At 64.6% G+C, this 24,167-nt stretch carries 18 protein-coding genes; 14 read left to right on the top strand and 4 right to left on the bottom strand.

Annotation, left to right across the window (positions count from 1 at the left end):
• Nucleotides 1-2: 2 nt before the first annotated feature.
• Together GGR23_RS14925 and GGR23_RS14930 are read right to left on the bottom strand one after the other, a co-directional pair.
• Nucleotides 3-1,100 (bottom strand): microcin C ABC transporter permease YejB, encoded by a 1,098-nt coding sequence (locus GGR23_RS14925; protein ID WP_183367107.1) that lies wholly within the window; start codon nt 1,098-1,100, stop codon nt 3-5.
• Nucleotides 1,101-1,278: 178 nt separating this feature from the next.
• Complete coding sequence (locus GGR23_RS14930; protein ID WP_183367108.1) at nt 1,279-3,111, bottom strand: extracellular solute-binding protein; 1,833 nt, start codon at nt 3,109-3,111, stop codon at nt 1,279-1,281.
• 222 nt (nt 3,112-3,333) lie between these two features.
• Between GGR23_RS14930 and mepA the strand changes: the two genes are divergently transcribed.
• The 9 genes from mepA (at nt 3,334) to phnN (ending at nt 12,091) form a co-directional block, all read left to right on the top strand.
• Nucleotides 3,334-4,419, top strand: a complete 1,086-nt coding sequence (mepA, locus tag GGR23_RS14935) for a penicillin-insensitive murein endopeptidase (protein WP_183367109.1) — start codon at nt 3,334-3,336, stop codon at nt 4,417-4,419.
• Nucleotides 4,420-4,530: 111 nt separating this feature from the next.
• Entirely contained in the window at nt 4,531-4,926 is a 396-nt protein-coding gene (locus GGR23_RS14940) for a methylglyoxal synthase (protein ID WP_183367110.1), read from the top strand.
• An 11-nt stretch (nt 4,927-4,937) separates the two neighbouring features.
• Entirely contained in the window at nt 4,938-5,963 is a 1,026-nt protein-coding gene (locus GGR23_RS14945) for a glucokinase (RefSeq protein ID WP_183367111.1), read from the top strand.
• Nucleotides 5,964-6,145: 182 nt separating this feature from the next.
• On the top strand, nt 6,146-7,900 hold the full coding sequence (locus GGR23_RS14950) for an ABC transporter ATP-binding protein (protein ID WP_183367255.1): 1,755 nt from the start codon (nt 6,146-6,148) through the stop codon (nt 7,898-7,900).
• A gap of 14 nt (nt 7,901-7,914) precedes the next feature.
• Complete coding sequence (dapB, locus tag GGR23_RS14955) at nt 7,915-8,724, top strand: 4-hydroxy-tetrahydrodipicolinate reductase (RefSeq protein WP_183367256.1); 810 nt, start codon at nt 7,915-7,917, stop codon at nt 8,722-8,724.
• 24 nt (nt 8,725-8,748) lie between these two features.
• Entirely contained in the window at nt 8,749-9,384 is a 636-nt protein-coding gene (locus GGR23_RS14960) for a 2,3-bisphosphoglycerate-dependent phosphoglycerate mutase (protein WP_183367112.1), read from the top strand.
• Nucleotides 9,385-9,571: 187 nt separating this feature from the next.
• On the top strand, nt 9,572-10,255 hold the full coding sequence (locus GGR23_RS14965) for a DUF1045 domain-containing protein (RefSeq protein WP_183367113.1): 684 nt from the start codon (nt 9,572-9,574) through the stop codon (nt 10,253-10,255).
• 16 nt (nt 10,256-10,271) lie between these two features.
• Nucleotides 10,272-11,411 (top strand): alpha-D-ribose 1-methylphosphonate 5-triphosphate diphosphatase, encoded by a 1,140-nt coding sequence (locus GGR23_RS14970; protein WP_183367114.1) that lies wholly within the window; start codon nt 10,272-10,274, stop codon nt 11,409-11,411.
• A complete protein-coding gene (gene phnN, locus GGR23_RS14975; protein WP_183367115.1) occupies nt 11,411-12,091 on the top strand; it encodes a phosphonate metabolism protein/1,5-bisphosphokinase (PRPP-forming) PhnN in 681 nt (226 codons plus the stop codon). The genes GGR23_RS14970 and phnN overlap by 1 nt, the downstream gene beginning before the upstream one ends.
• A gap of 125 nt (nt 12,092-12,216) precedes the next feature.
• Here phnN and pcaD read toward each other — a convergent pair whose 3' ends face one another.
• Nucleotides 12,217-13,002 carry a 3-oxoadipate enol-lactonase gene (gene pcaD / locus GGR23_RS14980; RefSeq protein WP_183367116.1) on the bottom strand — a complete coding sequence of 262 codons (786 nt, stop codon included), beginning with the start codon at nt 13,000-13,002 and terminating at the stop codon, nt 12,217-12,219.
• A gap of 153 nt (nt 13,003-13,155) precedes the next feature.
• On the bottom strand, nt 13,156-16,140 hold the full coding sequence (gene polA, locus GGR23_RS14985; protein WP_183367117.1) for a DNA polymerase I: 2,985 nt from the start codon (nt 16,138-16,140) through the stop codon (nt 13,156-13,158).
• Between the two features lie 431 nt (nt 16,141-16,571).
• Here polA and GGR23_RS14990 point away from each other — a divergent pair, with 431 nt between their 5' ends.
• From GGR23_RS14990 to dnaK, 5 genes are all read left to right on the top strand, one after another.
• Nucleotides 16,572-17,003, top strand: a complete 432-nt coding sequence (locus tag GGR23_RS14990; protein WP_183367118.1) for a MarR family winged helix-turn-helix transcriptional regulator — start codon at nt 16,572-16,574, stop codon at nt 17,001-17,003.
• Nucleotides 17,004-17,146: 143 nt separating this feature from the next.
• The gene (locus GGR23_RS14995) at nt 17,147-18,532 is read left to right on the top strand and encodes a dipeptidase (protein WP_183367119.1); all 1,386 of its coding nucleotides are present in this window, start codon (nt 17,147-17,149) and stop codon (nt 18,530-18,532) included.
• 526 nt (nt 18,533-19,058) lie between these two features.
• Nucleotides 19,059-19,541: a YbaK/EbsC family protein gene (locus tag GGR23_RS15000; protein WP_183367120.1), complete on the top strand. Its 483-nt coding sequence runs from the start codon at nt 19,059-19,061 to the stop codon at nt 19,539-19,541.
• Nucleotides 19,542-19,722: 181 nt separating this feature from the next.
• Entirely contained in the window at nt 19,723-21,945 is a 2,223-nt protein-coding gene (locus GGR23_RS15005; protein WP_183367121.1) for a transglycosylase domain-containing protein, read from the top strand.
• A 270-nt stretch (nt 21,946-22,215) separates the two neighbouring features.
• Nucleotides 22,216-24,132 (top strand): molecular chaperone DnaK, encoded by a 1,917-nt coding sequence (gene dnaK, locus GGR23_RS15010; RefSeq protein WP_183367122.1) that lies wholly within the window; start codon nt 22,216-22,218, stop codon nt 24,130-24,132.
• Nucleotides 24,133-24,167 lie beyond the last annotated feature (35 nt).

Raw genomic sequence — 24,167 nt, forward strand, 5'->3', positions numbered from 1 at the left:
GGTCACACGTCCCTCCGCTCGAAATCGATGCGCGGGTCGATCCAGGTATAGATGAGGTCGGAGACGAGGCTGACGATGAGGCCCATGAGCGAGAAGATGTAGAGCGTGGCAAAGACGATCGGGTAATCGCGCTTGACCACCGAGAGATAGCCGAGACGCCCCAGCCCATCGAGCGAGAAGATGTTCTCGATCAGCAGCGAGCCGGTGAAGAAGGCGGAGATGAAGGCGCCGGGAAAGCCGGCGATCACGATCAGCATCGCATTGCGGAACACGTGGCCGTAGAGCACCTGGCGCTCGGTGAGGCCCTTGGCGCGGGCGGTCGTGACATATTGCTTCTTGATCTCGTCGATGAAGGAATTCTTCGTGAGCAGGGTCGTGGTGGCGAAGGCCGCAAGCGACAGCGAGATCAGCGGCAGGGTGAGGTGCCAGAAATAGTCGACGATCTTCTCCCACCAGGAAAGCTCGGCGAAATTGTCGGAGACGAGACCCCGCAGCGGGAACCAGTCGAGGAAGGATCCCCCGGCAAAGAGCACCACCAGCAGGATGGCGAACAGGAAGCCCGGCACCGCATAGCCGACGATGATCACGCCCGAGGTCCAGATGTCGAAGGCGGAGCCGTCCTTCACCGCCTTGCGGATGCCGAGCGGGATGGAGATGGCGTAGGAAATCAGCAGGATCCACACGCCGAGCGAAACCGAGACCGGAAGCTTTTCCGCGATCAGGTCTATCACCGAGGTGTTGCGGAAGAAGCTCTCGCCGAAATCGAAGCGGATGTAGTTCCACATCATGTCGAGGAAGCGGGTGAGCGGCGGCTTGTCGAAGCCGAACTGCTTTTCCAGCTTGGCGATCAGGTCCGGATCGAGGCCCTGGGCGCCGCGATACTTGGCGTTCATCTCCGAGGAGGCTTCCTGCTGGCCGAGCAGGTCGCCGCCACCGCCGTTCAGGCGCTGGTCGGCGCTGTCGCCCTGGCCCGTCAGGTCGGCGATCACCTGCTCCACCGGACCGCCGGGCGCGAACTGGATGACCGCAAAGGAAATGGCCATGATGCCGACGATGGTCGGGATCATCAGCAGCAGGCGCCTGAGGATATAGCCACCCATCAGCGCATGCCCTTCCTGGCTTCGGATGCCTGGCGCATCGAGATCTTGTTCAAGCCTGCCCCCTTAAGCCGGCAGGGGGATGCGGGGCCTCGCCGTGCCCTGCCCTGCCGATTCGCTTCATTTTCCCGCATTTGGTAACGGGCGAATGCGGCAAAGCAAGTCATTCCTGCCCCGCCCGCTATTTGCCCGCCGCCTTGGACCACCAGATGTCGGGGAAGCCGACCCCGTATTCCGGCAGTTTTTCCGGCCGCGTCAGATCGCTCCAATAGGCGATCCGGCTTGCGCGCAGCGTGTAGGTCGGAACCACGAAGTCGTGCGCGAGCAGCACCCGGTCGAGTGCATGGGTGGCGGCCTTCAGCTCGTCCTGCGTGCCGGCAGCAATCACCTTCTTGACCAGCTGGTCGATGCCGGGATCGGAAATACCACCGTAATTCTTGGATCCCTCGCGGGTCGCCGCCTGAGAACCCCAGAATTCGGCCTGTTCATTGCCCGGATGAAGCGATTGCGCCCAGCCGCTGTAGATCACATCGAAGTCAAAGCTCCGGACACGGTTCGTATATTGCGCGGGATCGACGACGCGCACGCTGGCGGCAATACCGATCTTCTTCAGATTCTGGGCAAAGGGCAGTGCCACGCGCTCCAACGTCTTGCCGTCCAGCAGGATCTCCAGGCTCACGGGCGTGCCGGTCTTTGTCTCGACCATCTTGCCGCCGCGGATCTCGTAGCCGGCTTCGCGGAAGAGGCCAATGGCGGTCTTCATGTTGTTGCGGAACAGATCCGGCTTGCCCCCGACAGGGTTTTCGTAAGGCGTGGTGAAGACCTCAGGCGGCACGAGATCCTTGACCTCGTTCAGGATTTCCAGCTCGCGTCCTTCGGGAAGCCCCTTGGCGGCAAGTTCCGTTCCGTAGAAATAGCTGTTGATGCGCTGGTACTGGCCAAAGAAGATGGTGCGGTTCAGCTCCTCGAAATCGAAGGCGTAATTCAGAGCCTTGCGCACACGCTGGTCCTTGAAGAGGTCGCGGCGCAGATTGGGAATGAAGCCCACGAGAACGCCCGCGTTCCGGTAGGGATTTTCCACCTGTTCCCGTTTGACCCGACCGTCCTGCACGGCGGGAAAATCATAGGATTTCGCCCAGCGCAGGGCCGTCAGTTCCAGCCAGTAATCGATCTGGCCGGAACGGAAGGCTTCGAAGGCCACGTCATTGTCGCCGAAATAGACGTATTTCATCGTGGCAAAATTGTTCTGCCCGACATTCACGTTGAGGTTCTTGCCCCAATAGTCGTCGCGCCGCTCGTAGCGGATCGAGGCGCCCGGCTGCACTTCGGCAATCCGATAGGGACCCGAGCCAATGACCGGCTCCAGCGTGGTGCGGGAAATGTCCCGCTGGTTGCCCTTGGCATCCTTGGCTTCCCACCAGTGCTTCGGCACGACCGGAAACTGCCCGAGAATATTGGGCAGTTCCTTGTTGCCCGTCATGTCGAAGCGGAAGGTCACGTCGCGCTCGCCGGTCTTTTCGGCCTTCACCACATGAGCGTAATAGACGGCCAGCTGCGGGTTGAGCTCTTTTCCCTTTTCAAAGGAAAAGATCACGTCTTCAGGGGTCACGGGCGTGCCATCGGCAAAGCGGGCTTCCGGGCGCAGGCGGAAGGTGGCCGACGATATGTCAGCCGGCACGGAAACGCCCTCGGCCAGCAGTCCGTAGGCGGTGGTCACCTCATCCAGCGCGTTTTTCAGTAGCGTTTCGAAGACGAGATCCGAACCGGAGGCCGCATCGCCCTTGGCAAGCAGGGGGTTCAGCGTATCGAAGGTACCGACGACCGCCTGGGTAACCGCGCCCCCCTTTGGCGCATCTGGATTGACATAGTCGAAACGGGGAAAGCCCGGCTGGTATTTCGGCGGTTCGCCGCTGCTGGAAAGTCCATGAACGAATCCCCCGTCTTCCGCCACCACGGCTGAAAACCCGCCCGCCGCCAGCAGGGCTGACAGAATGAAAGCTCCCCAAGTTCGCATATTCCCGCATCCACCCTTTTTAATAATAGTATTTTTCTACTATCAAAATAGATGAATACAATTCAAAAGGTAAGCCCGGGACGATGCTCGTGCTTTAGGACAATGAGGTGCCTTCCTGGGGCCGACGTCCCCGCGCGACGATCATGCTTTTGCCTTTCCTCTCGGGAAGATAGGCTCGGCAGCAGCGATTCGCGCCTCAACGCGCCCGACCGGACCTGACCGATGACGCCCAGTTTCTTGACCCGCCTTTCCCGCCTTGGTCTCAAAACCCTGCTTTTCGCGGCTGCGCTCAGCGCAGCCCTTGCCGAAAGCCTGCCAGCCCGTGCAGACGGTGTCGCCAAGGAACTCTTCGGCGCGGTGCAGCTGCCGAACCGGGGCGCACCGCAATCCTTCGGCTTCTACGCCAAGGGCTGCCTCAGCGGCGCGGTGGCGATCCCGACGGACGGGCCGACCTGGCAGGCGATGCGGCTGTCGCGCAACCGGCGCTGGGGCAATCCCATCCTCATCTCGCTGCTCGAGCGGCTGTCGCAGGATGCGGCCCGCAACGACGGCTGGCCGGGTCTCCTGCTCGGCGACATCTCCCAGCCGCGCGGCGGGCCGATGAAGAGCGGCCATGCCTCGCACCAGATCGGCCTCGATGCCGACATCTGGCTGACGCCGATGCCATCGCGCACCCTGACGGCCTCCGAGCGCGAGACCATCTCGGCGCGCTCGATGCTTAAGCCCAATGCCTTCCTGACCGTGGACGACTCCGTCTGGACGCCTGCCCATGCGCGGGTGATCATGCGGGCCGCGAGCTATCCCGAGGTGGAGCGCATCTTCGTCAATCCGGCGATCAAGAAGAAGCTCTGCGACACCTGGGCCGGCGACCGCACCAGTCTCGGCAAGGTCCGGCCCTATTACGGCCACGACTATCACTTCCACATCCGCATCCACTGCCCGCCGGGGGCGGTCGGCTGCAAGGCGCAGGACCCGGTGCCGGATGGGGACGGCTGCGGCAAGCAGCTGGCCTGGTGGTTCACCAAGGAGCCCTGGGCGCAGAAGAAGCCGGACCCGACCAAGCCCGCGCCGAAGCCGCGGCCGATCATGCTCTCGCAGCTCCCCAAGGCCTGCTCTGCGGTTCTTGCGGCGCCCTCCGTCTCCTCGGAGATGGCCGCGACCATGGGCGGCGGCCGGGCGGTCGCCTATGCGGAAACCGCTGCGCCGGAACCCGCCTTTTCCGAGGAACCGCCCGCCGCCGGCTTCATTCCGCCCTCCGATTACCCCGCCCTTCCCGAGTTTGGCCCCTATCCGTTCCTGCGCCCCTGACATCAGGCGAAGCGGGCTTCCCCTCCGGTCCGCTTTTGCGGCTTTTCAAGCGGAGCGAAGGTGTTATAAGAGGCATAAATCGATTTAAACCTCACCGGAATCTGGGTCGGCATGGCAAAGGGCGCCTATATCGCACTGATCGCGCATGATCAGAAAAAGGATGACATGGCGGCTTTCGCGCGCCGGAACGAGGCGCTGCTTCGCCCGTTCTCCATCGTGGCGACGGGCACGACCGGCGGCCGGGTGCTGGAGGCCTGTCCGTCGCTCGACGTCATCCGGCTGAAGAGCGGCCCGCTGGGCGGCGACCAGCAGATCGGCGCGCTGATCGCGACCGGAGAGGTTTCGATGCTGATCTTTCTGGTAGACCCGCTTTCCGCGCTGCCCCATGATGTGGACGTCAAGGCGCTGACCCGCCTTGCCACGGTCTACGACATACCGATGGCGCTCAACACCGCCACCGCCGAAATTCTCGTGCGGACACTGACCGCAACCGATACTCAGAACTGACGGACCGGCCAATGCCCAGGAACAACAGCTACAGCCACCCCCTGCCCTTCCCCATCCTGATCGGCGATATCGGCGGCACCAATGCCCGCTTCTCGATCCTCATCGACGTCTATGCCGAACCGAAGGAATTCCCCATCATCCAGACGGCGGATTTCGCCACCATCGACGAGGCGATCCAGGCGGGCGTGCTGGACAAGACGTCCGTGCAGCCGCGCGCGGCCATCCTTGCCATTGCCGGCCCGATCCGCGGCGAGGAAATCCCGCTGACGAACTGCCCCTGGGTGGTCCGGCCGAAGGCGATGATCAAGGGGCTCGGGCTCGAGGAAATCCTGATCGTCAACGATTTCGAGGCGCAGGCGCTCGCCATCGCCTCGCTGACGGAGGAGCATCGGGAGCCGATCGGCAACGGCAACGAGGGCATGACCGCATCCAAGGTGGTGCTGGGGCCGGGAACGGGCCTCGGCGTGGCCGGCCTGATCCATGCCGAGCATACCTGGATCCCGGTTCCGGGCGAAGGCGGGCATGTCGACGTCGGTCCCCGCAGCGAGCGCGACCGGGCGATCTTCCCCCATCTCGAGCCGATCGAGGGGCGCATCTCCGCCGAACAGCTGCTGTGCGGCCGCGGCATGGTCAACATCTATCAGGCGATCTGCAAGGCGGACGGCAAGCCGCAGACCTTCCGCGACCCTGCGGAAATTTCCAGCGCCGGCCTTGCGGGCAGGGATGCGGCGGCGGCAGAAACGCTCTCGCTCTTTTCCACCTATCTCGGCCGCGTTGCCGGCGATCTCGCGCTCATCTTCATGGCGCGCGGCGGGGTCTACCTGGCCGGCGGCATCTCGCAGAAGATCCTCCCGGCGCTTCGCCGGCCGGAATTCCGTGCCGCCTTCGAGGACAAGGCGCCCCATTCCGCCATGCTCCGGGCCATTCCCACCTATGTGGTGACCCATCCCATGGCGGCGCTTGCGGGCCTTGCCTCCTATGCCCGCACGCCGAGTCGCTTCGGCCTGGGCACCGAGGGGCGGCGCTGGAAAGGCTGAACCGATTTGATCCGCCGCGCGCCCGGATTTTTCCTTGAGGGCGCGCGGATCAAGGTATAGAGCCCGAGGAGCCGGCGCCGCGACCGGCCGGAACAGGAACAGCAGGGAAGGCTCGTAGCCCGTTGGACGACAGACACGACCAGGAACGGCCCGCCGTCAGCACGGCCAGCAACCGCGAGGTGATGCGCCGCATCTTCATCGAGAACGGCCGGGAGCACCTGAAGGGCTATATCTTCGCCATCTCCTGCCTTGTCGTGATGGCGCTGACCACGGCCTTCGTCGCCTGGATCATGGAATCGGTGATCTCCACCGCCTTCGTGCATCCCGACCCGAACAAGGTCTGGCTGATCTGCGGCTCTATCTTCGTCGCCTTCCTCATGCGCGGCCTTGCCACCTACGGCCAGTCGGTGACGCTGTCGAAGATCGGCAACAACATCGTCGCCAGCTACCAGCGCCGCATCTACGAAAAGCTGATGAAGCTTTCGGTCGGCTTCTACAATGCCTCGCGCTCGTCCCACCTCGCCGCCCAGATCAACCAGAACGTCACGGGCATCCGCGACGTGCTGAACATGACCGTCACTTCGCTGGCCCGCGACGTGCTGACGCTCGTGGCGCTTCTCGGCGTGATGGTGACCAAGGACCCGATGCTGACGGTCATCATCTTCGTCACCGCGCCGCCGCTCATCTATGCGATCCGCTACGTGGGCGACCGGCTGCGCACGGCCACCCGCGAATCCATCGAGCTCAACAGCCATGTGCTCGGCGCCATGCAGGAGACCGTCCAGGGGATTGCCATCGTCAAGGCCTTCACCATGGAACAGGAGCTCGGCAACCGGCTGAACCGGGTGATCGGCGAGGCCGAAAGCCGCGCGAACCGGATTGCCCGGCTGTCCGAGCGCACCGCGCCGCTGACCGAAGGCTTTGCCGGGCTGGTGATCTCGGGCGTGCTCGCCTATGCGGCCTACCAGTCGATCTACGGGCATGTGCCGCCGGGCGCCTTCTTCTCCTTCGTGACGGCGCTGCTGATGGCCTATGACCCCGCCCGCCGGCTTGCCCGCCTGCAGTCGCAGCTGGAACGCGCGGTGGTGAATGCCCGCATGATCTACGAGCTTCTCGACATGCCCACCCAGCAGCAGGACCGGCCGGGGGCGCAGGATCTGAAGATTTCCGAGGCGCGGATCGAACTGCGCGGGGTCTCCTTCGCCTATCCCGGCAGCGATGCAGTGCTGAAGAGCGTCGATCTCGTGGCCGAAGGCGGCAAGACGACCGCGCTCGTCGGCCCGTCCGGGGCCGGCAAGTCGACGATCATCGCCCTCATTCCCCGCTTCTACGACCCCTCCGAGGGCCAGATCCTGATCGACGGGCAGGATATCGCGACCGTCACCAAGGCCTCGCTTCGCCGCCACATCGCCTATGTCTCGCAGCAGCCCTACCTCTTCGAGGGCACCATCCGCGACAACATCCGCTACGGCCGCCCGGAGGCGAGCGATGCGGAGGTGGAAGAGGCCGCGCGTCTTGCCCATGCCCACGATTTCATTCTTGCCCAGCCGCAGGGCTATGACACGCCCGTCGGCGAAAACGGCGTGACGCTCTCCGGCGGCCAGCGCCAGCGGCTCTCGATCGCCCGCGCGCTGGTGCGCAATGCGCCGATCCTGCTTCTCGACGAGGCGACGTCCGCGCTCGACACCGCATCGGAAGCCGCCGTGCAGAAGGCGCTGGAAGAGGCCATGAAGCACCGCACGGTCGTCGTCATCGCGCACCGGCTTTCGACCGTCATCAATGCGGACAAGATCGTGGCGATGCAGGACGGCCGGGTGATCGAGGAAGGCACGCATGAGAGCCTTTCGAAAAGGGCGAACGGGCTCTATGCCCGGCTGCACAGCCTGCAGGGCCCGGATGGCGCGGCCATGACGGAGACGGAAACGCAAGGGGCATGACGATGGATCGGGACATGAAGCTGGTGGTAACGGGTGCTGCGGGCCGCATGGGCCAGACGCTGATCCGGGTGATCCATGCGATGCCGGGGGCCGTGCTGCATGCGGCGATCGAGCGGCCGGGTTCGCCCTTCGTCGGCAAGGATGCGGGCGAGATCGCCGGCCTCGGCGCCAATGGCGTGATCATCGGCGACGAACCGCTCGAAGCCTTCCTGCATGCGGATGGCGTGGTGGATTTCACCTCGCCCGCGGCAAGCGTTGCCTTTGCCGGGCTCGCGGCGCAGGCCCGCATCGTCCATGTGATCGGCACCACGGGCTGTTCGCCTGACGACGAGGAGAAGTTCCGCGCGGCCGGCCGCCATGCCCGGATCGTCAAGTCCGGCAACATGAGCCTCGGCGTGAACCTTCTTTCCGTGCTGGTCGAGCAGGCGGCAGCGGCCCTTCCCGCCCGCGACTGGGACATCGACGTGCTGGAAATGCACCACCGCCACAAGGTGGATGCGCCCTCCGGCACCGCGCTGCTGCTCGGCGAGGCGGCTGCCCGCGGCCGCAAGATCGATCTTGCCACCCATTCGGTCCGCGTGCGCGACGGCCATACGGGGCCGCGCGGCTCGGGCACCATCGGCTTTGCGACGCTGCGCGGCGGCTCGGTCATCGGCGAGCACACGGTCTATTTCGCCGGCGAAGGCGAGATGGTCACCATGTCCCACAGCGCCGGCGACCGCTCGATCTTCGCCCGCGGCGCGGTGACGGCAGCCCTCTGGGGCATGGACCGCAAGCCGGGCTTCTATTCCATGCTCGACGTGCTCGGGCTTTCCAACTCTTGATCATCAGTTCAGGGAGACTTTCGAATGAGCGGTACTCTGGTTCTCGTCCGCCACGGGCAGAGCGAATGGAATCTCAAAAACCTCTTCACCGGCTGGCGTGACCCGGACCTGACGCCGCTCGGCGTTCAGGAGGCCAATGCCGGCGGCAAGGCGCTCGCCGATTACGGCATCAAGTTCGACATCGCCTTCACGTCGACACTCTCCCGTGCGCAGAAGACCTGCCAGATCGTGCTCGACAATATCGGCCAGCCGAACCTGGAGACGATCCGCAACGAGGCGCTCAACGAGCGCGACTATGGCGATCTCTCCGGCCTCAACAAGGACGATGCCCGTGCCAGGTGGGGCGAGGAGCAGGTGCATATCTGGCGCCGCTCCTACGACGTGCCGCCGCCCGGCGGGGAAAGCCTGAAGGATACGGGCGCCCGCGTCTGGCCCTATTACATGACCGAGATCCTGCCCCGCGTGCTGCGTGGCCAGAAGGTTCTGGTTGCCGCCCACGGCAATTCGCTGCGCTCGCTGCTGATGGTGCTCGACCGGCTCGACCGCGAGCAGATCCTCTCCGTCAACCTCGCGACGGGCGTACCGATGGTCTACAAGCTCAACGCCGACTCCACCGTTGCCTCGAAGGAAGTGCTCGGCGACATGTCCGGCGCGCACTGAGGCACGGAAAACGCTTCGACATCAGGGCGCGTCCGGTCTGACCGGACGCGCTTTTTCATACCTCAAATTTCCGCCCCTTTTCTTTTATCAAACTGTCATCGAGTTGCGGCAAAGGGTGCTACGGTTCGCCCGAACCCATGAGTCGCTGCCCATCCGGGCCTCTTCGTTCCCTTCAGGAAAGACTGCCTTGCGTTACGCCCTCTATGTCGCTCCTCCCGCCGATCATGCGCTGACGCGTGCTGCCGTTTCCTGGCTGGGGCGGGATGCCTTTGGCGGTCCCGCCGCCGTGCAACCGCCGGAGGGCACCGGGCTGGACGCGGATTTCTGGAAGACGATCACGGCCGATCCGCGCCGCTACGGCTTTCATGCGACGATCAAGGCGCCCTTCCGGCTGGCCGAAGGCAAGACGGAGGCCGGGCTCCAGAGCGCCGTCCAGGCCTTTGCCGAGAGGACGCAGCGCTTCGAGATCACGCTTGCCCTTGCCGCCATCGGCCCCTTCTTCGCGCTCGTCGAGAACGAGCCGAGCGCGGCTCTTGCCCGCTTTGCCGGCGATGTCGTCACCGAATTCGAGCCCTTCCGTGCCCCGCTTTCGGAAGCCGATTATGCAAGGCGGCGGCCGGAAAGGCTTTCGCCCCGCGAGCGGGAGCTGCTCGACCAGTGGGGCTATCCTTATGTCTTCGACCAGTTCCAGTTCCACATGAGCCTGACCGGCCCCGTTCCGGTCGAACGACAGGAAGACGTCTACCGGGCGCTGAAGCGCCATTTCGGCGGTTTTATCGGAAAGCCGCTGTCCATTTCCCATCTTGCCCTTTTTGAGGAGCCCGCAAGCGGGGCCGACTTCACCGTCCGCGCCCTTCACGCCCTCCAGTAAGACAGAGTCGATATCCATGGCCCATGAAACCGTTTTGAAGAATGCCCGCATCGTGCTGGAGGATGACATCCTCTCCGGATCGGTGCTGATCCGCGATGGCGCGATTGCCGATATTGCCGAGGGAACCGCCGCTGCCGGCGAGGACATGGAGGGGGATTATCTCATTCCCGGTCTCGTCGAGCTCCATACGGACCATCTCGAAATCCATTACTCGCCCCGCGCGGGTCTGCGCTGGAACAAGACGGCCGCCATCCAGGCGCATGATGCGCAGGTGGCCTCGTCAGGCATCACCACCGTCTTCGACTGCCTGCGCATGGGCGCGGAGCTCGATTCCGGCTTCCGGAAGGGCGAGATGCGAGAGATGGCGGATGCGATCCAGAAGGCATCCGCCGAGGGGCGCCTGCGCGCCGACCACCTGCTGCATCTGCGCTGCGAGGTTTCGACCGCCGACGTGCTCGAGCATGTGGAGGATTTCGCCGGCGACCCCAATGTCCGGCTCGTCTCGCTGATGGACCATGCGCCCGGCCAGCGGCAGTTCCAGACGATGGACCAGTACATCTTCTACTACAAGACCTCGAAGGGCCTCTCGGACGAGGCCTTTGCCGACTATGTGAAGCGCCGCCTGGAGGCCTCGGACCGCTTCGCGCGACCCCATCGCGAGGCGCTGGCCGCCTTCTGCCGCGAGCGCGGCATTGCCCTTGCCAGCCATGACGACGCGACGCTCGACCATGTGGAAGAGGCGGTTTCCTACGGCACCCGGCTTGCCGAATTCCCGACCAGCATCGAGGCCGCCCGCGCCTCGCACGAGGCGGGCATGAGCGTGCTGATGGGCGCCCCGAACGTGGTGCGCGGCGGCTCCCATTCCGGCAACATCGCCGCGACCGACCTCGCAGCCCTTGGGCTGCTTGACGTGCTCTCGTCCGATTACGTGCCGCTCAGCCTGCTGCATGCGCCCTTCATCCTTGCCGATACGGTCGAGGGCATGGATCTGCCGAAGGCGATATCGCTGGTTTCCGCCACGCCTGCCCGCACCGCCCATCTCGACGATCGTGGCCGGATTGCGACGGGGCTTCGCGCCGATCTCGTCCGCGTGGAGCGGCATGACGACGTGCCCGTCGTGCGCTCGGTCTGGCGGCAGGGCAAGAGGGTCGCCTGATGGATGCGCCGTCGCCCGCCGTCTCCCTGCCCTCGCGCGGGATGCTGGTTGCCGTCGTCGGCCCGAGCGGGGCCGGCAAGGACACGCTGATCGATGCGGTGCGCCGCCATTTCGAGGGTTCGGACCTGATCCGGATCGTCCGCCGGGTGATCACCCGGCCGGCGGAAGCGGGCGGCGAGGACCACCTGCCCGTCACCGAAGAGGAATTCGCGCGGCTGAGGGACAGCGGCGCCTTTGCCTGCCACTGGCAGGCGCATGGCCTTTTCTACGGCATCCCCGCCGCGGCGCGCGCAAGCGTCGATGAGGGGGCGCTGGTGATCGCCAACGGTTCGCGCTCGGCGCTGCCGCATTTCGCCGCCGCCTTTCCGCGCCTCAAGGTGCTGAACATCACGGCCCGGCCGGAGGTGCTTGCGGAGCGGCTCGCCGCCCGCGGCCGCGAAAGCCGCGATGAGATCCTCCGCCGCCTCGACCGCTCCAGCCTCGAAGTGACCGGCGATTTCGACGTGGAGACGATCGACAATTCAGGCAGTCTCGAGGAGGCCGAGAAGGCGATCATCGGCTTTTTCCAGGGCCTCGACATCGATGCCGGCATCGAGGAGGCCGACCGCGGCGACTTTGCGAGCGACGAAAGGATGGCCGAGATAAAGGCCCGCTACCGGGTGCCCGGCGCGGCGGACTAATGCATGTCGCGCGCAATCGGGACCGATGGCGCGGAACGAACAGGCATCATTTCAAAGTGTTGCAGCGTCGTTCGCGCGTTCAAATGAACGCGCCGCGCTGTAAGGCCCGCCGCCCCGTTGCCCGCTCAGTTCCGGATGAAATCGGAAATCAGGGCCGCGAGCTGTTCGGGCTGTTCGACCGGGGAGATGTGGCCGGCATTTTCCAGCACCTCATAGGCGGAATTTTCCACGAGATCGGCGGTGTCTTCCACCACCTGCGCCGCGACCGATCCATCCTGATCCCCAGCGAGGAACAGGGTGGCGAGCTTCAGGTCCTTCACCTGCCCGCGATAGTCCGCGTCGCGGATCGCTTCCGCGGTGCGGATATAGGCATCCACGGACTGGCGCTCCAGCATGGTTCGGTAGCCGGCTACTTCCGCGCTCCGCTCCCGGTGGAAATCGGGGGTGAACCAGCGCTGCATGGTGGCTTCGGAGATGGCGGCAAGGCCGCCCTTGCGGATCGCGTCGATGCGGGCGTTCCAGGTTTCGGCATCGCCGAGCTTCGCGGCCGAATGGGCGACGATGAGCTTCTTCACGAGATCGGGGCGCTTGACGGCAAGCGCCTGCACCACGAGCCCGCCGACGGAGAGGCCGCAGAAGATCGGCTGGCGGAGCTTCAGGTGCTCGACCAGCGCAATCAGGTCGTCGGCAAGATCCCCGACGGTGAAGGCCGTGCCGGGATCGGAGGTAAGGCCGTGGCCGCGCATGTCGTAGAGCAGGATCGAGACCTCGTCCGGCAGCTCGTCGAAGAGCGGCAGCCAGATGCGGAAATCCGTGCCGAGAGCATTGGAAAAGACGATCAGCTTCTTCGCCTTCGGATTGCCGATCAGTTCGTAATGGACGGTCAGTCCGTTCAGGGTCACAAAAGCCATGAAATTGTCCTTTCTTGCGCCAAGGCCGGATGATTGGGCCATGAAGGGAGCGAAAACGGTGAGGGTCGAGAACCGGAGCGGAGTGGACTTGAGGTCCATGAGCACCGGAAGCGCAGGACCTCGCCGTTTGCAGCCGCTTCAGGGCTCAATCCGTCAGTGGGCTTCGTCCCAGTTGTGAGCGGCCCGCGCATCCACCTTCAGCGGCACGCGCATGGAGAGCGCCGGCATGGCGGCATTTTCCATGACGTCCACGATGACGGGCAGCGTCGCCTCGATTTCCGCATCCTCGACCTCGAAGATCAGTTCGTCATGCACCTGCAGCAGCATGCGGGCATTGAGCTTCGCCTCGACGAGCGCCGGCTCGATCCTGATCATGGCGCGGCGGATGATGTCCGCAGCCGAGCCCTGGATCGGCGCGTTGATGGCCGCCCGTTCGTTGAAGGCGCGCACGCTCGGGTTCGAGGAACGGATATCGGGATAATGGATGCGGCGGCCGAAGACGGTTTCCACATAGCCCTTGTCGCGCGCGCCGGCCTTGGTCGCCTCCATATAGTCGCGAATGCCGGGGAAGCGCTCGAAATAGCGCTTGATGTAATCGCCCGCCTCGGAGCGCTCGATGCCGAGCTGGTTGGCAAGCCCGAAGGCGGAGATGCCGTAGACGATGCCGAAATTGATGGCCTTCGCCCGGCGGCGAACCTCCGAGGGCATGCCCTCGACCGGGACGCCGAACATTTCCGAGGCGGTCATGGCATGGATGTCGATGCCATCCGCAAAGGCCTGTCTGAGCTGCGGAATATCCGCCACATGGGCGAGCACGCGCAGCTCGATCTGGCTGTAGTCTGCCGAAATCAGCTTGCGGCCGGGCGTGGAGATGAAGGCGGTGCGGATCTTGCGGCCTTCCGCATTGCGCACGGGGATGTTCTGGAGGTTCGGCTCCGAGGAAGAGAGGCGCCCGGTGGTGGTGGAAGCCAGCGAATAGGAGGTGTGAACGCGCTTCGTTTCCGGATGGATATAGCCGGGCAGCGCATCCGTATAGGTGGATTTCAGCTTGGTGAGCTGGCGCCAGTCGACGATCCTGCGCGGAAGCTCGAGCCCGGCCGCGGCGAGATCCTCCAGCACCTGCGCGGAGGTGGACCACTGGCCGGTCTTGGTCTTCGCGCCGCCGGGCAGGCCCATCTTGCCAAAGAGAATATCGCCGAGCTGCTTCGGCGAGCCGATGTTGAAGCGTTCGCCGGCGAGCTGGTAGATCTCGTCCTCGAGCGCGGCGGCTCCCTGCGCGAGTTCGCCCGAAAGGCGCGAGAGGATCTGCCGGTCGACGGAAATGCCGCGCTCTTCCATGCGGGCGAGCACCGGCACGAGGGGGCGCTCCAGCCGCTCGTAGACGGAGGTGAGCCCCCGGGCTGCGAGAAGCGGCTTCATCGCAAACCAGAGGCGCAGCGTCACATCCGCATCCTCCGCCGCATAGGCGGTCGCCTTGTCGATCTCCACGCGATCGAAGGACACGAGGCTCTTGCCCGAGCCCGCCACATCCTTGAAGGCGATCGGCGTGTGGCCGAGCCAGCGCTCGGACAGCGGGTCCATGCCATGGGTGCCGATGCCGCCTTCCAGCACGTAGGAAATCAGCATCGTGTCGTCGAAGCTCTTCACTTCCACGCCGTGGCGCTTCATCACCAGGTAGTCGTATTTCAGGTTCTGCGCGACCTTCAGCACGGCCGGATCTTCCAGAAGCGCCCTCAGCCGCGGCAGGGCCTCGGCCATCGGGATCTGGTTCGGCGCAAGATCGTTGCCGCCGAAGAGATCGTCGCTGCCAGAGCGGTGGCCAAGCGGCACATAGGCGGCCCGGATCGTGCCCGGCCTGCCGGTATCGCGGCTGTCCGACAGCGCCAGCGAGAAGCCGACGAGATCGGCCTGCATGGCATCGAGCGAATTGGTTTCCGTATCGAAGGCGACGAGGCCGGTTTCGCGGGCATCGGCAATCCAGCGGTCGAGGGTGGCGATGTCGCGGATCGTCTCATAAAGCGAGCGGTCGATGGGCTGGTCCTTGAAGAGCCCGGCCCGCTCGATGGCGAAAGCCTCGCTTTCCCGCGCGCCGGCGGGGGTTGCGGCCTTCGGCGCGTCCAGCTTCGCCGGCTCCGCGGCGGCGGGGGCTGCGGGTCCGCCCGATGCCTCGCCCTTGTCGAGATCGGGGCCGTGGGCGGCGGCACCCCATTCCACCGGCACGGCAGCCGGTTCGATGGCGGATGCATCCGTTCCGGTCGCTTCGGCGACGCGGCGGGTGAGCGTGGTGAATTCCATGGCCTTCAGGAAGGCGATCAGCTTCGGCCCGTCCTGCGGGTGCAGCATGAGGTCCTCGAGCGCCATGTCGACGGGCGTATCCGTCTTCAGCGTCACGAGCTGCCTGGAGATCTTCACGAGCTCGGCATTGGCGAGGATGTTCTCGCGGCGCTTCTGCTGCTTGATCTCGCCGGCGCGGGCCAGCAGCGTGTCGAGATCGCCGAACTCCTCCAGAAGCTGCGCCGCGGTCTTCGGGCCGATGCCCGGGACGCCGGGCACGTTGTCGGTGGAATCGCCGGTCAGCGCCTGCAGGTCGATCATCTTTTCGGGCGGCACGCCCCATTTCTCGATCACTTCGGGGATGGAGATCTGCTTGTCCTTCATGCTGTCATACATGTGGACATTGGGGGTGACGAGCTGCATCAGGTCCTTGTCGGAGGAGATGATCGTCACGTCGGCGCCGATGGCCTCGGCCTGGCGGGCATAGGTGGCGATGATGTCGTCCGCCTCATAGCCTTCGATCTCGATGCAGGGCAGGTTGAAGGCCTTCGTGGCATGACGGATCAGCCCGAACTGGGGGATGAGATCCTCCGGCGGGGCGGAGCGGTTCGCCTTGTATTCCGGATAGAGTTCGTTGCGGAAGGTCTTCGAGGAATAGTCGAAGATGACCGCGAAATGGGTGGGCGTGACCCCGACGGAGGTATCGCGCGCATCGGTCAGCAGCTTCCACAGCATGTTGCAGAAACCGGAGACGGCATTGACCGGCAGGCCGTCCGACTTGCGGTTCAGCGCGGGGATGGCGTGGAAGGCGCGGAAGATGAAGCCCGAGCCGTCGACGAGGAAGAGATGATCGCCTTTTTTCATGGGAAAGATGGATAGCGCGGGGGCGGGCAAAGGTCCATCGGCGAAATCTGCGAAGAGCGAATTGGCTGTTGGAACAGGCCCTCACCAAAACGTTACCGATTTGTAATTTTGCCGGGCGCCCCTTTCCCTTGAAAAACCACATTCGGGGCCTCATCTCCTCATTACCGGCGCTTGGAAGCCGCCGACGTCCGATTGCCCGCCCGTCCCCCGCTTGGCAGTCGGACCCGGACAAAGGCCTTATCCCCCTCTCCGGGCCTTTGTCCCCTCTTTCAGTGCCGCCATGGCTCGCCTCCAGGCCATGGCGGCCTCCCTTCCCCCGAAGCTCTCCCGTTCCCCCTGATTCTCGCGTGCAAAACTGTGGTCCGCGTGGCTTGCCTTGCAGCGGATCGCACCGCATTATCGCCGCGTCCAAAACACGCGCGAACGCGGTCATGAGCTTCAACCGAACCGATTCCGCTGCCTATCTGGCCGGCCAGCTGGCCAAGGCCTTTTCGCGTTCGCTGCAGAAGCGGGCGACGGCGCTCGGCTTTTCGCCCGGACAATGGCCGATCCTGCTGGAGCTGTGGGCAGAAGACGGGCTCACCCAGCGCCAGCTGATCGATCGCGTCGGTATCGAGCAGGCGACGATGGCGAACACGCTTTCCCGCATGCAGCGGGACGGGCTGATCGAACGACGCGCCCATCCGACCGACCGGCGGGCGCAGCTGGTTTTCCTGACGGACGAGGCACGGGCGCTCGAGCCGCGTGCCGTCGAGGCCGCCCGCGAGGCGGACGACGCCATGTTTGCCGGCTTTCGCCGCTTCGAACGCGAGCTTCTGCTGGAATACATGCGCATCATCATCGAAAACGCCCGCAAGGACTGAAAGGCCGGGGCGGATCGGGTGCCATCCATCAAGATCGGCAATGAGTCCCGCAAATTTTCAATCTGGTACTCCACTGCCCGAGCGATTAGGGTCCGCCCACCGGGCAGCCCTGCTGCCTCTCGCGCCTCATCAGGAGTATCTTCATGTCCGATCTATCCGCCGTGCTGGACCGCGCCGACAAGAACCTGCCGGGAAGCCTGGAGCGGCTCTTCGAGCTGGTCCGCATCAAGTCGATCTCGACCGATCCGGCCTATGCGGGCGAATGCCGCCGCGCCGCCGAATGGCTGGTGAAGGAGCTTCAGGGCCTGGGCTTCGATGCCTCCGTGCGCGACACGCCCGGCCATCCCATGGTGGTCGCCCATCACGCTGGCGCTTCGGCCGACGCGCCGCATGCGCTGTTCTACGGCCATTACGACGTACAGCCGGTCGATCCGCTCGCGCTGTGGGAAACCGACCCCTTCGAGCCCACCATCCGGCAGGAGGACGGCCGCGACGTGATCACCGGACGCGGCACCTCCGACGACAAGGGCCAGCTTCTCACCTTCGTGGAAGCCTGCCGCGCCTACAAGGAAGTGAAGGGCGCGCTGCCGGCGCGCATCACCATCCTGTTCGAGGGCGAGGAGGAATCCGGTTCGCCCTCGCTCAAGCCCTTCCTGGAGGCTCACAAGGAGGAGCTCAAGGCGGATTTCGCCCTGGTCTGCGACACCTCCATGTGGAATCGCGAGACGCCCGCCATTTCCGCCGGGCTTCGCGGTCTCGTCGGCGAGGAAATCGTGGTCAAGGCGGCAAAGCGCGACCTGCATTCCGGCTATTACGGCGGGGCTGCGGCCAATCCGATCCATGTGCTCGCCCGCATCCTGGCGGGCCTGCACGACGAGACCGGCCGCGTGACGCTGCCCGGCTTCTATGACGGCGTGGAGGAAACGCCCGAGGACATCAAGGCGATGTGGCAGACCCTCGGCCTCACCGACGAAGCCTTCCTCGGCGAGATCGGCCTGTCGCGGCCTTCGGGCGAGAAAGGGCGCTCGGTGCTGGAACTCACCTGGGCGCGGCCGACGGCGGAAGTCAACGGCATCGAGGGCGGCTATACCGGCGAGGGCTTCAAGACGGTGATCGCGGCGCAGGCCTCCGCAAAGGTGTCCTTCCGCCTGGTGGGCAAGCAGGACCCGAACGCGATCCGCGAGAGCTTCCGCGCCTATGTGCGCGCCAGGCTGCCCGAGGACTGCTCCGTGGAGTTCCACGCCCATGGCGGTTCGCCCGCCATCCAGCTTCCCTACGATTCCGCGCTGCTGGCCAAGGCCAAGGAGGCGCTTTCTGCCGAATGGCCGAAGCCTGCGGTGGTTATCGGCATGGGCGGATCGATCCCGATCGTCGGCGACTTCCAGAAGATGCTCGGCATGGAATCGATGCTGACCGGTTTCGCGCTCAGCGACGACCGCATCCACTCGCCCAACGAGAAATACGACCTCAACTCCTATCACCGCGGCATCCGCTCCTGGATCCGGATTCTCGACCGTCTGGCGGGTTGAGGGAAAAAACGGCGCCATGCCCCGTGCAACGAGGGCATGGCCTCGGCCACGACATTTTGCAATGCAAAAACGACGAAAAGCAAAAGGCCGGGCAAAACCCGGCCTTTTATCGGTCTCGGGCCTGCCAGTACATCCGTGGTCAGGCCGTCGACGATGAAATTGTCCGTCCGGAACCTTGTCCGAACCATTTCTCAAGCCTACGCCGGAATGGTTAACAATTCATGAACATCAGATGGGGTCGGTTTTCCGCGCTTTCAAGGGACGGGCGGCAGCAGGGGCCGAAAAGCGCGAAACCCGGCGCGGGAGGAGCGCCGGGTTTCGAATGCTGACTGGCAATTATTGGGAGGAGGAGGATTGCCAGTCTCCACGAAGGACGCTGGGAGGAGGAGTGCGTCGCTTCGATGCTTGTGACTATACCTGCTCCATTGCTTTTTAAAACCATTAATGCTGCAGCGCAGCGTTGCAATAATTGCATGGCTAAAAAAGCGGCTTGCCCTTGCGCCGCCCATTTTTTAAACAGAGAATCATGAGCCTCGAATCCGTTACCCGCTTCTTCCAGGACCACGCGCCCGACATCTCCGTGATCGTCACGGAGAAGAGCTCGGCGACGGTGGCGCTTGCCGCGGAGGCCCATGGCGTGAAGCCCGAGCAGATTGCCAAGACGCTCTGCGCCCGCGTGGGCGACCGGGTGATCCTGGTGGTGATGGCGGGCACCGCGCGGCTCGACAACCGGAAATTCAAGGACCTGTTCGGCACCAAGCCGCGGATGCTCGATGCGGAGGAAGTGGCGGCTCTCACCAGCCATCCCGTCGGCGGCGTCTGCCCCTTCGGCCTGCCGCAGCCGATCCCGGTCTATTGCGACCTGTCGCTGAAGGCCTTCGACCAGGTGGTTCCCGCCGCAGGCGCCATCAATGCCGCCGTCCACATCGCGCCCGACCGGATGGTGGAGCTCACGGGTGCCGAATGGGCCGATCTCGCCCAGGCGCCGAAGCCGGAAGCCGACGCCTGACCGGGCGGCATGTGCCTTTTCGGGATGCGGCAGGCGTCTTTATACCGAAAATTAACGCCCCTTAAATCGCCGCAATTTAGGATCATCGCCTCCGGCATGCGGAGAGGCGGGCATGACGGCGCCCGGTTGCTCGGCCGTGAGGGAACGGGAATGGCGCCGCGGATGGGACTGATCGCAGGGCATGGCAGGCAAGTCTAGGTCGAGAGAGCGGATCGAGCCCTCCTTCGGGGAGGACGAGGTTCACCCGGAAGACGACTTCCGGCTGGACGAGGAGGATCGCGTGGTCAAGAGCCGGGGCAAGCCGTCCGGAAAGCCTGCCGGCAAGTCCTCCGGCCGCAGCGCCAGGGGTGCCGGCAAGGCGCCCGCGCCCGAGCGCAGGAAGCAGCGGCGCGGCGGCTTCGGCCTCTTCCGCCTGATCCGCCGAATGGTCTACTGGACGATCGTTCTCGGCATCTGGGGCAGCATCGGCATAGCCGGCCTCGTCATCTATTACGGCGCGCGCATGCCGAGCGCGGAAACCTGGAAGATCCCGGAACGGCCGCCGAACGTGAAGATAACGGGCGTGGACGGCAGCGTGATCGCCAATCGCGGCGCTACCGGCGGCGAGGAGCTCTCGCTCCAGGAAATGTCTCCCTACATTCCCATGGCGCTGGTCGCCATCGAGGACCGGCGCTTCTACAGCCATTACGGCGTCGATCCGCTGGGGCTGGCGCGCGCGATGATCACCAATGTGGCGGCCGGTCACATGGTGCAGGGCGGCTCGACCGTCACGCAGCAGCTTGCCAAGAACATGTTCCTTTCCCCCGAGCGCACGCTGGAGCGCAAGGTGCAGGAGGTGCTCCTCGCGCTCTGGCTGGAACATACCTATTCCAAGGACCAGATCCTCGAAATGTACCTCAACCGGGTGTTCTTCGGCTCCAACGCCTATGGCGTGGAGGCGGCGTCGCGCCGCTACTTCAACAAGTCCGCCCGCGACGTGACGCTTGGCGAGGCCGCGCTTCTGGCGGGCCTGCTCAAGGCACCCTCCCGGCTTTCCCCGGCGCGCGACCCGCAGGCGGCTGAGGCCCGCGCCCAGGTGGTGCTCCAGGCCATGCGCGAGGAGGGCATGATCACCGAGGCGGAGATCAAGACCGCCATGTCCGCCCCGCCGACGCGCGCCAAGAGCTACTGGTCCGGCGCCGAATACTATGCCGCCGACATGGTGATGGACGAGTTGCCGGGGCTCATCGGCGAGGTGAAGCAGGATATCGTCGTCGAAACCACCCTCGACATGACGCTGGAAAAGAAGGCGGAACAGGTCATTGCCGAGACGCTCTCGAAGAATGCCAGCAAGTACCGGGTATCCCAGGCCGCGCTGATCTCCATCGACGGGACGGGCGCGATCCGCGCCGTGGTCGGCGGGCGGGACTATGCCGACAGCCAGTTCAACCGCGCCACCCGCGCAAAGCGCCAGCCGGGCTCCGCCTTCAAGCCCTTCGTCTATGCGGCCGCGCTCGAAATGGGCGAAACGCCGGCCTCGATCTTCAACGATGCCCGCATCCGCATCGGCAACTGGACGCCGGAGAACTACGACCAGAAATACAACGGTCCGGTGACGCTGGCCGAAGCGCTGGCCCGGTCTCTCAACACGGTCTCGGCCCAGCTGGTGATGCAGGCGGGTCCCGACAAGGTCATCCAGCTCGCGCGGCGCCTCGGCATCGCCTCGCCGCTCCAGTCGAATGCCTCGATCGCGCTCGGCACCTCGGAGGTGACGCTGGCCGAGCTTACCGGCGCCTATGCCTCCTTCCAGAACGGCGGCTACAAGGCGACCCCGCACCTCATCCGGCGGGTGACGAAGCCCGATGGCACCGTGCTCTACGAAAACACCTACGACACCCCGCCCCGGGTTCTCGACGAGAAGACGGTGGTCGACATGAACTACATGATGGGGCAGGTGATCGCGATCGGCACGGGCAAGAAGGCAGCCCTTCCCGGCTGGCAGGTGGCGGGCAAGACCGGCACCACCCAGTCCTACCGCGACGCGCTTTTCCTCGGCTTCACCAGCAACCTCGTCACCGGCGTCTGGTTCGGCAACGACGACGGCAAGTTCATGAAGAAGGTCACCGGCGGGGGCCTTCCGGCGCAGGCCTGGAAAGAGTTCATGCTGGCCGCCCACGAAGGCCTTTCGCCGGCACCGGTCTTCGGCAACGGCCTGCCGTCCGACCAGGTCCTGCCCGGCGTTGGCCAGGGACCGCTCACCGTCAGCGACGTGATAACGGGCGATCCCGAAGCCTATCCGGAAGCACCGCCCGGCGAGATGCCCGACAGCCCGGATCTCGCGCCGGATCCCAACCTGCCGCCGCTCGAGGCCAGCCGTCCTGTGCCCCACCGCAGCAGCCTTCTCGACATCCTCATGGGCGAATGAGACCCGGGCAGGGTCCGCGCAAGTGTGGCCTGCTAGGGCAGGCGCACCGGCCCGTGCGGGGCATGCATCCGCATGCGGGAAAAGGCCTGAGGCGGAAGCGTTTTTCGGCTCTTCTTCTCCCGCTCATGCCTTGCAGGGATGAAAACTGCTTCTTATATGTGCCGCATCACCGCGAGCGAACCTCGCGACAGAACTGAAATCATTCCCGTTAGGGGCTGACCTGGGAATGCCTGACTGGGGTTCCTGCAGCCTGCTTCAAGGAGAGTAGACATGGCGAAAGTAATTGGTATCGACCTCGGAACGACGAATTCCTGCGTTGCCGTCATGGATGGCAAGGATGTGAAGGTCATCGAGAATGCCGAAGGTGCGCGGACGACCCCGTCCATGGTTGCCTTCACGGATGATGGCGAGCGCCTCGTTGGCCAGCCGGCCAAGCGCCAGGCCGTCACCAACCCCACCAACACCCTTTTTGCGGTGAAGCGCCTGATCGGCCGCCGCTACGACGACCCGACCGTCGAGAAGGACAAGGGCCTCGTTCCCTACAAGATCGTCAAGGGCGACAACGGCGACGCCTGGGTCGAAGCCAACGGCAAGGGCCAGTCTCCCTCGCAGATTTCCGCGATGATCCTTCAGAAGATGAAGGAAACCGCCGAATCCTACCTCGGCGAAAAGGTCGAGAAGGCCGTCATCACCGTTCCCGCCTACTTCAACGACGCCCAGCGCCAGGCCACCAAGGACGCCGGCCGCATCGCCGGTCTGGAAGTGCTGCGCATCATCAACGAGCCGACCGCTGCTGCCCTTGCCTATGGCATGGACAAGAAGGACGGCAAGACCATCGCCGTCTACGACCTTGGCGGCGGCACCTTCGATATCTCGGTTCTCGAAATCGGCGACGGCGTCTTCGAGGTGAAGTCCACCAACGGCGACACCTTCCTCGGCGGTGAAGACTTCGACATGCGCCTCGTCGAATATCTCGCAGCCGAATTCAAGAAGGACCAGGGCATCGACCTGAAGGGCGACAAGCTTGCGCTGCAGCGCCTGAAGGAAGCGGCTGAGAAGGCCAAGATCGAGCTGTCCTCCTCGCAGCAGACCGAAATCAACCTGCCCTTCATCACGGCAGATGCTTCCGGTCCGAAGCACCTGACCATGAAGCTGACCCGCGCCAAGTTCGAAAGCCTGGTGGACGACCTCATCCAGCGCACCGTTGCACCCTGCAAGGCCGCGCTCAAGGATGCGGGCATCACCGCCGGCGAAATCGACGAAGTGGTTCTCGTCGGCGGCATGAGCCGCATGCCGAAGGTCCAGGAAACCGTCAAGCAGCTGTTCGGCAAGGAGCCGCACAAGGGCGTGAACCCGGATGAAGTGGTTGCCATGGGCGCCGCCATCCAGGCCGGCGTTCTGCAGGGCGATGTCAAGGACGTGCTGCTGCTCGACGTGACCCCGCTCTCGCTCGGCATCGAAACGCTGGGCGGCGTCTTCACCCGTCTGATCGAGCGCAACACCACGATCCCGACGAAGAAGAGCCAGGTCTTCTCGACCGCCGAGGACAACCAGCAGGCCGTGACCATCCGCGTCTCGCAGGGCGAGCGTGAAATGGCGGCGGACAACAAGCTGCTCGGCCAGTTCGACCTCGTCGGCCTGCCCCCGGCACCCCGTGGCGTTCCGCAGATCGAAGTGACCTTCGACATCGACGCCAACGGCATCGTGCAGGTTTCGGCCAAGGACAAGGGCACCGGCAAGGAACAGCAGATCCGCATCCAGGCTTCGGGCGGTCTGTCCGACGCCGACATCGAGAAGATGGTGAAGGATGCCGAAGCCCATGCGGCCGAGGACAAGAAGCGCCGCGAGGCGGTGGAAGCCAAGAACCAGGCCGAAAGCCTGATCCACTCCACCGAGAAGTCGCTGAAGGATTATGGTGACAAGGTCTCCGAAACGGACCGCAACGCCATCACCGACGCGATCGCCACGCTGAAGACCGCCGTCGAGGCTTCCGAACCGGATGCCGAGGACATCAAGGCAAAGACCCAGACCCTCATGGAAGTGTCCATGAAGCTCGGTCAGGCCATCTATGAGGCGCAGCAGGCGGAAGCCGGCGCCGAAGGCGGCAAGGCCGACGGTTCCGACGACAATGTCGTCGATGCCGACTATGAGGAAGTGAAGGACGACGAGCGCAAGCGTTCCGCTTGAGGCCCCTCTACCATCACGCGAAAGACGATATGTCC

The organism is Gellertiella hungarica, from assembly GCF_014197145.1.
GTDB lineage: Bacteria > Pseudomonadota > Alphaproteobacteria > Rhizobiales > Rhizobiaceae > Gellertiella > Gellertiella hungarica.

Bases quoted from the DNA above. Each gene is read 5' to 3' on its own strand.
- GGR23_RS14925 (WP_183367107.1), bottom strand. From the start codon at position 1,100: ATGGGTGGCTATATCCTCAGGCGCCTGCTGCTGATGATCCCGACCATC.
- GGR23_RS14930 (WP_183367108.1), bottom strand. From the start codon at position 3,111: ATGCGAACTTGGGGAGCTTTCATTCTGTCAGCCCTGCTGGCGGCGGGC.
- mepA (WP_183367109.1), top strand. From the start codon at position 3,334: ATGACGCCCAGTTTCTTGACCCGCCTTTCCCGCCTTGGTCTCAAAACC.
- GGR23_RS14940 (WP_183367110.1), top strand. From the start codon at position 4,531: ATGGCAAAGGGCGCCTATATCGCACTGATCGCGCATGATCAGAAAAAG.
- GGR23_RS14945 (WP_183367111.1), top strand. From the start codon at position 4,938: ATGCCCAGGAACAACAGCTACAGCCACCCCCTGCCCTTCCCCATCCTG.
- GGR23_RS14950 (WP_183367255.1), top strand. From the start codon at position 6,146: ATGCGCCGCATCTTCATCGAGAACGGCCGGGAGCACCTGAAGGGCTAT.
- dapB (WP_183367256.1), top strand. From the start codon at position 7,915: ATGAAGCTGGTGGTAACGGGTGCTGCGGGCCGCATGGGCCAGACGCTG.
- GGR23_RS14960 (WP_183367112.1), top strand. From the start codon at position 8,749: ATGAGCGGTACTCTGGTTCTCGTCCGCCACGGGCAGAGCGAATGGAAT.
- GGR23_RS14970 (WP_183367114.1), top strand. From the start codon at position 10,272: ATGGCCCATGAAACCGTTTTGAAGAATGCCCGCATCGTGCTGGAGGAT.
- phnN (WP_183367115.1), top strand. From the start codon at position 11,411: ATGGATGCGCCGTCGCCCGCCGTCTCCCTGCCCTCGCGCGGGATGCTG.
- pcaD (WP_183367116.1), bottom strand. From the start codon at position 13,002: ATGGCTTTTGTGACCCTGAACGGACTGACCGTCCATTACGAACTGATC.
- polA (WP_183367117.1), bottom strand. From the start codon at position 16,140: ATGAAAAAAGGCGATCATCTCTTCCTCGTCGACGGCTCGGGCTTCATC.
- GGR23_RS14990 (WP_183367118.1), top strand. From the start codon at position 16,572: ATGAGCTTCAACCGAACCGATTCCGCTGCCTATCTGGCCGGCCAGCTG.
- GGR23_RS14995 (WP_183367119.1), top strand. From the start codon at position 17,147: ATGTCCGATCTATCCGCCGTGCTGGACCGCGCCGACAAGAACCTGCCG.
- GGR23_RS15000 (WP_183367120.1), top strand. From the start codon at position 19,059: ATGAGCCTCGAATCCGTTACCCGCTTCTTCCAGGACCACGCGCCCGAC.
- GGR23_RS15005 (WP_183367121.1), top strand. From the start codon at position 19,723: ATGGCAGGCAAGTCTAGGTCGAGAGAGCGGATCGAGCCCTCCTTCGGG.
- dnaK (WP_183367122.1), top strand. From the start codon at position 22,216: ATGGCGAAAGTAATTGGTATCGACCTCGGAACGACGAATTCCTGCGTT.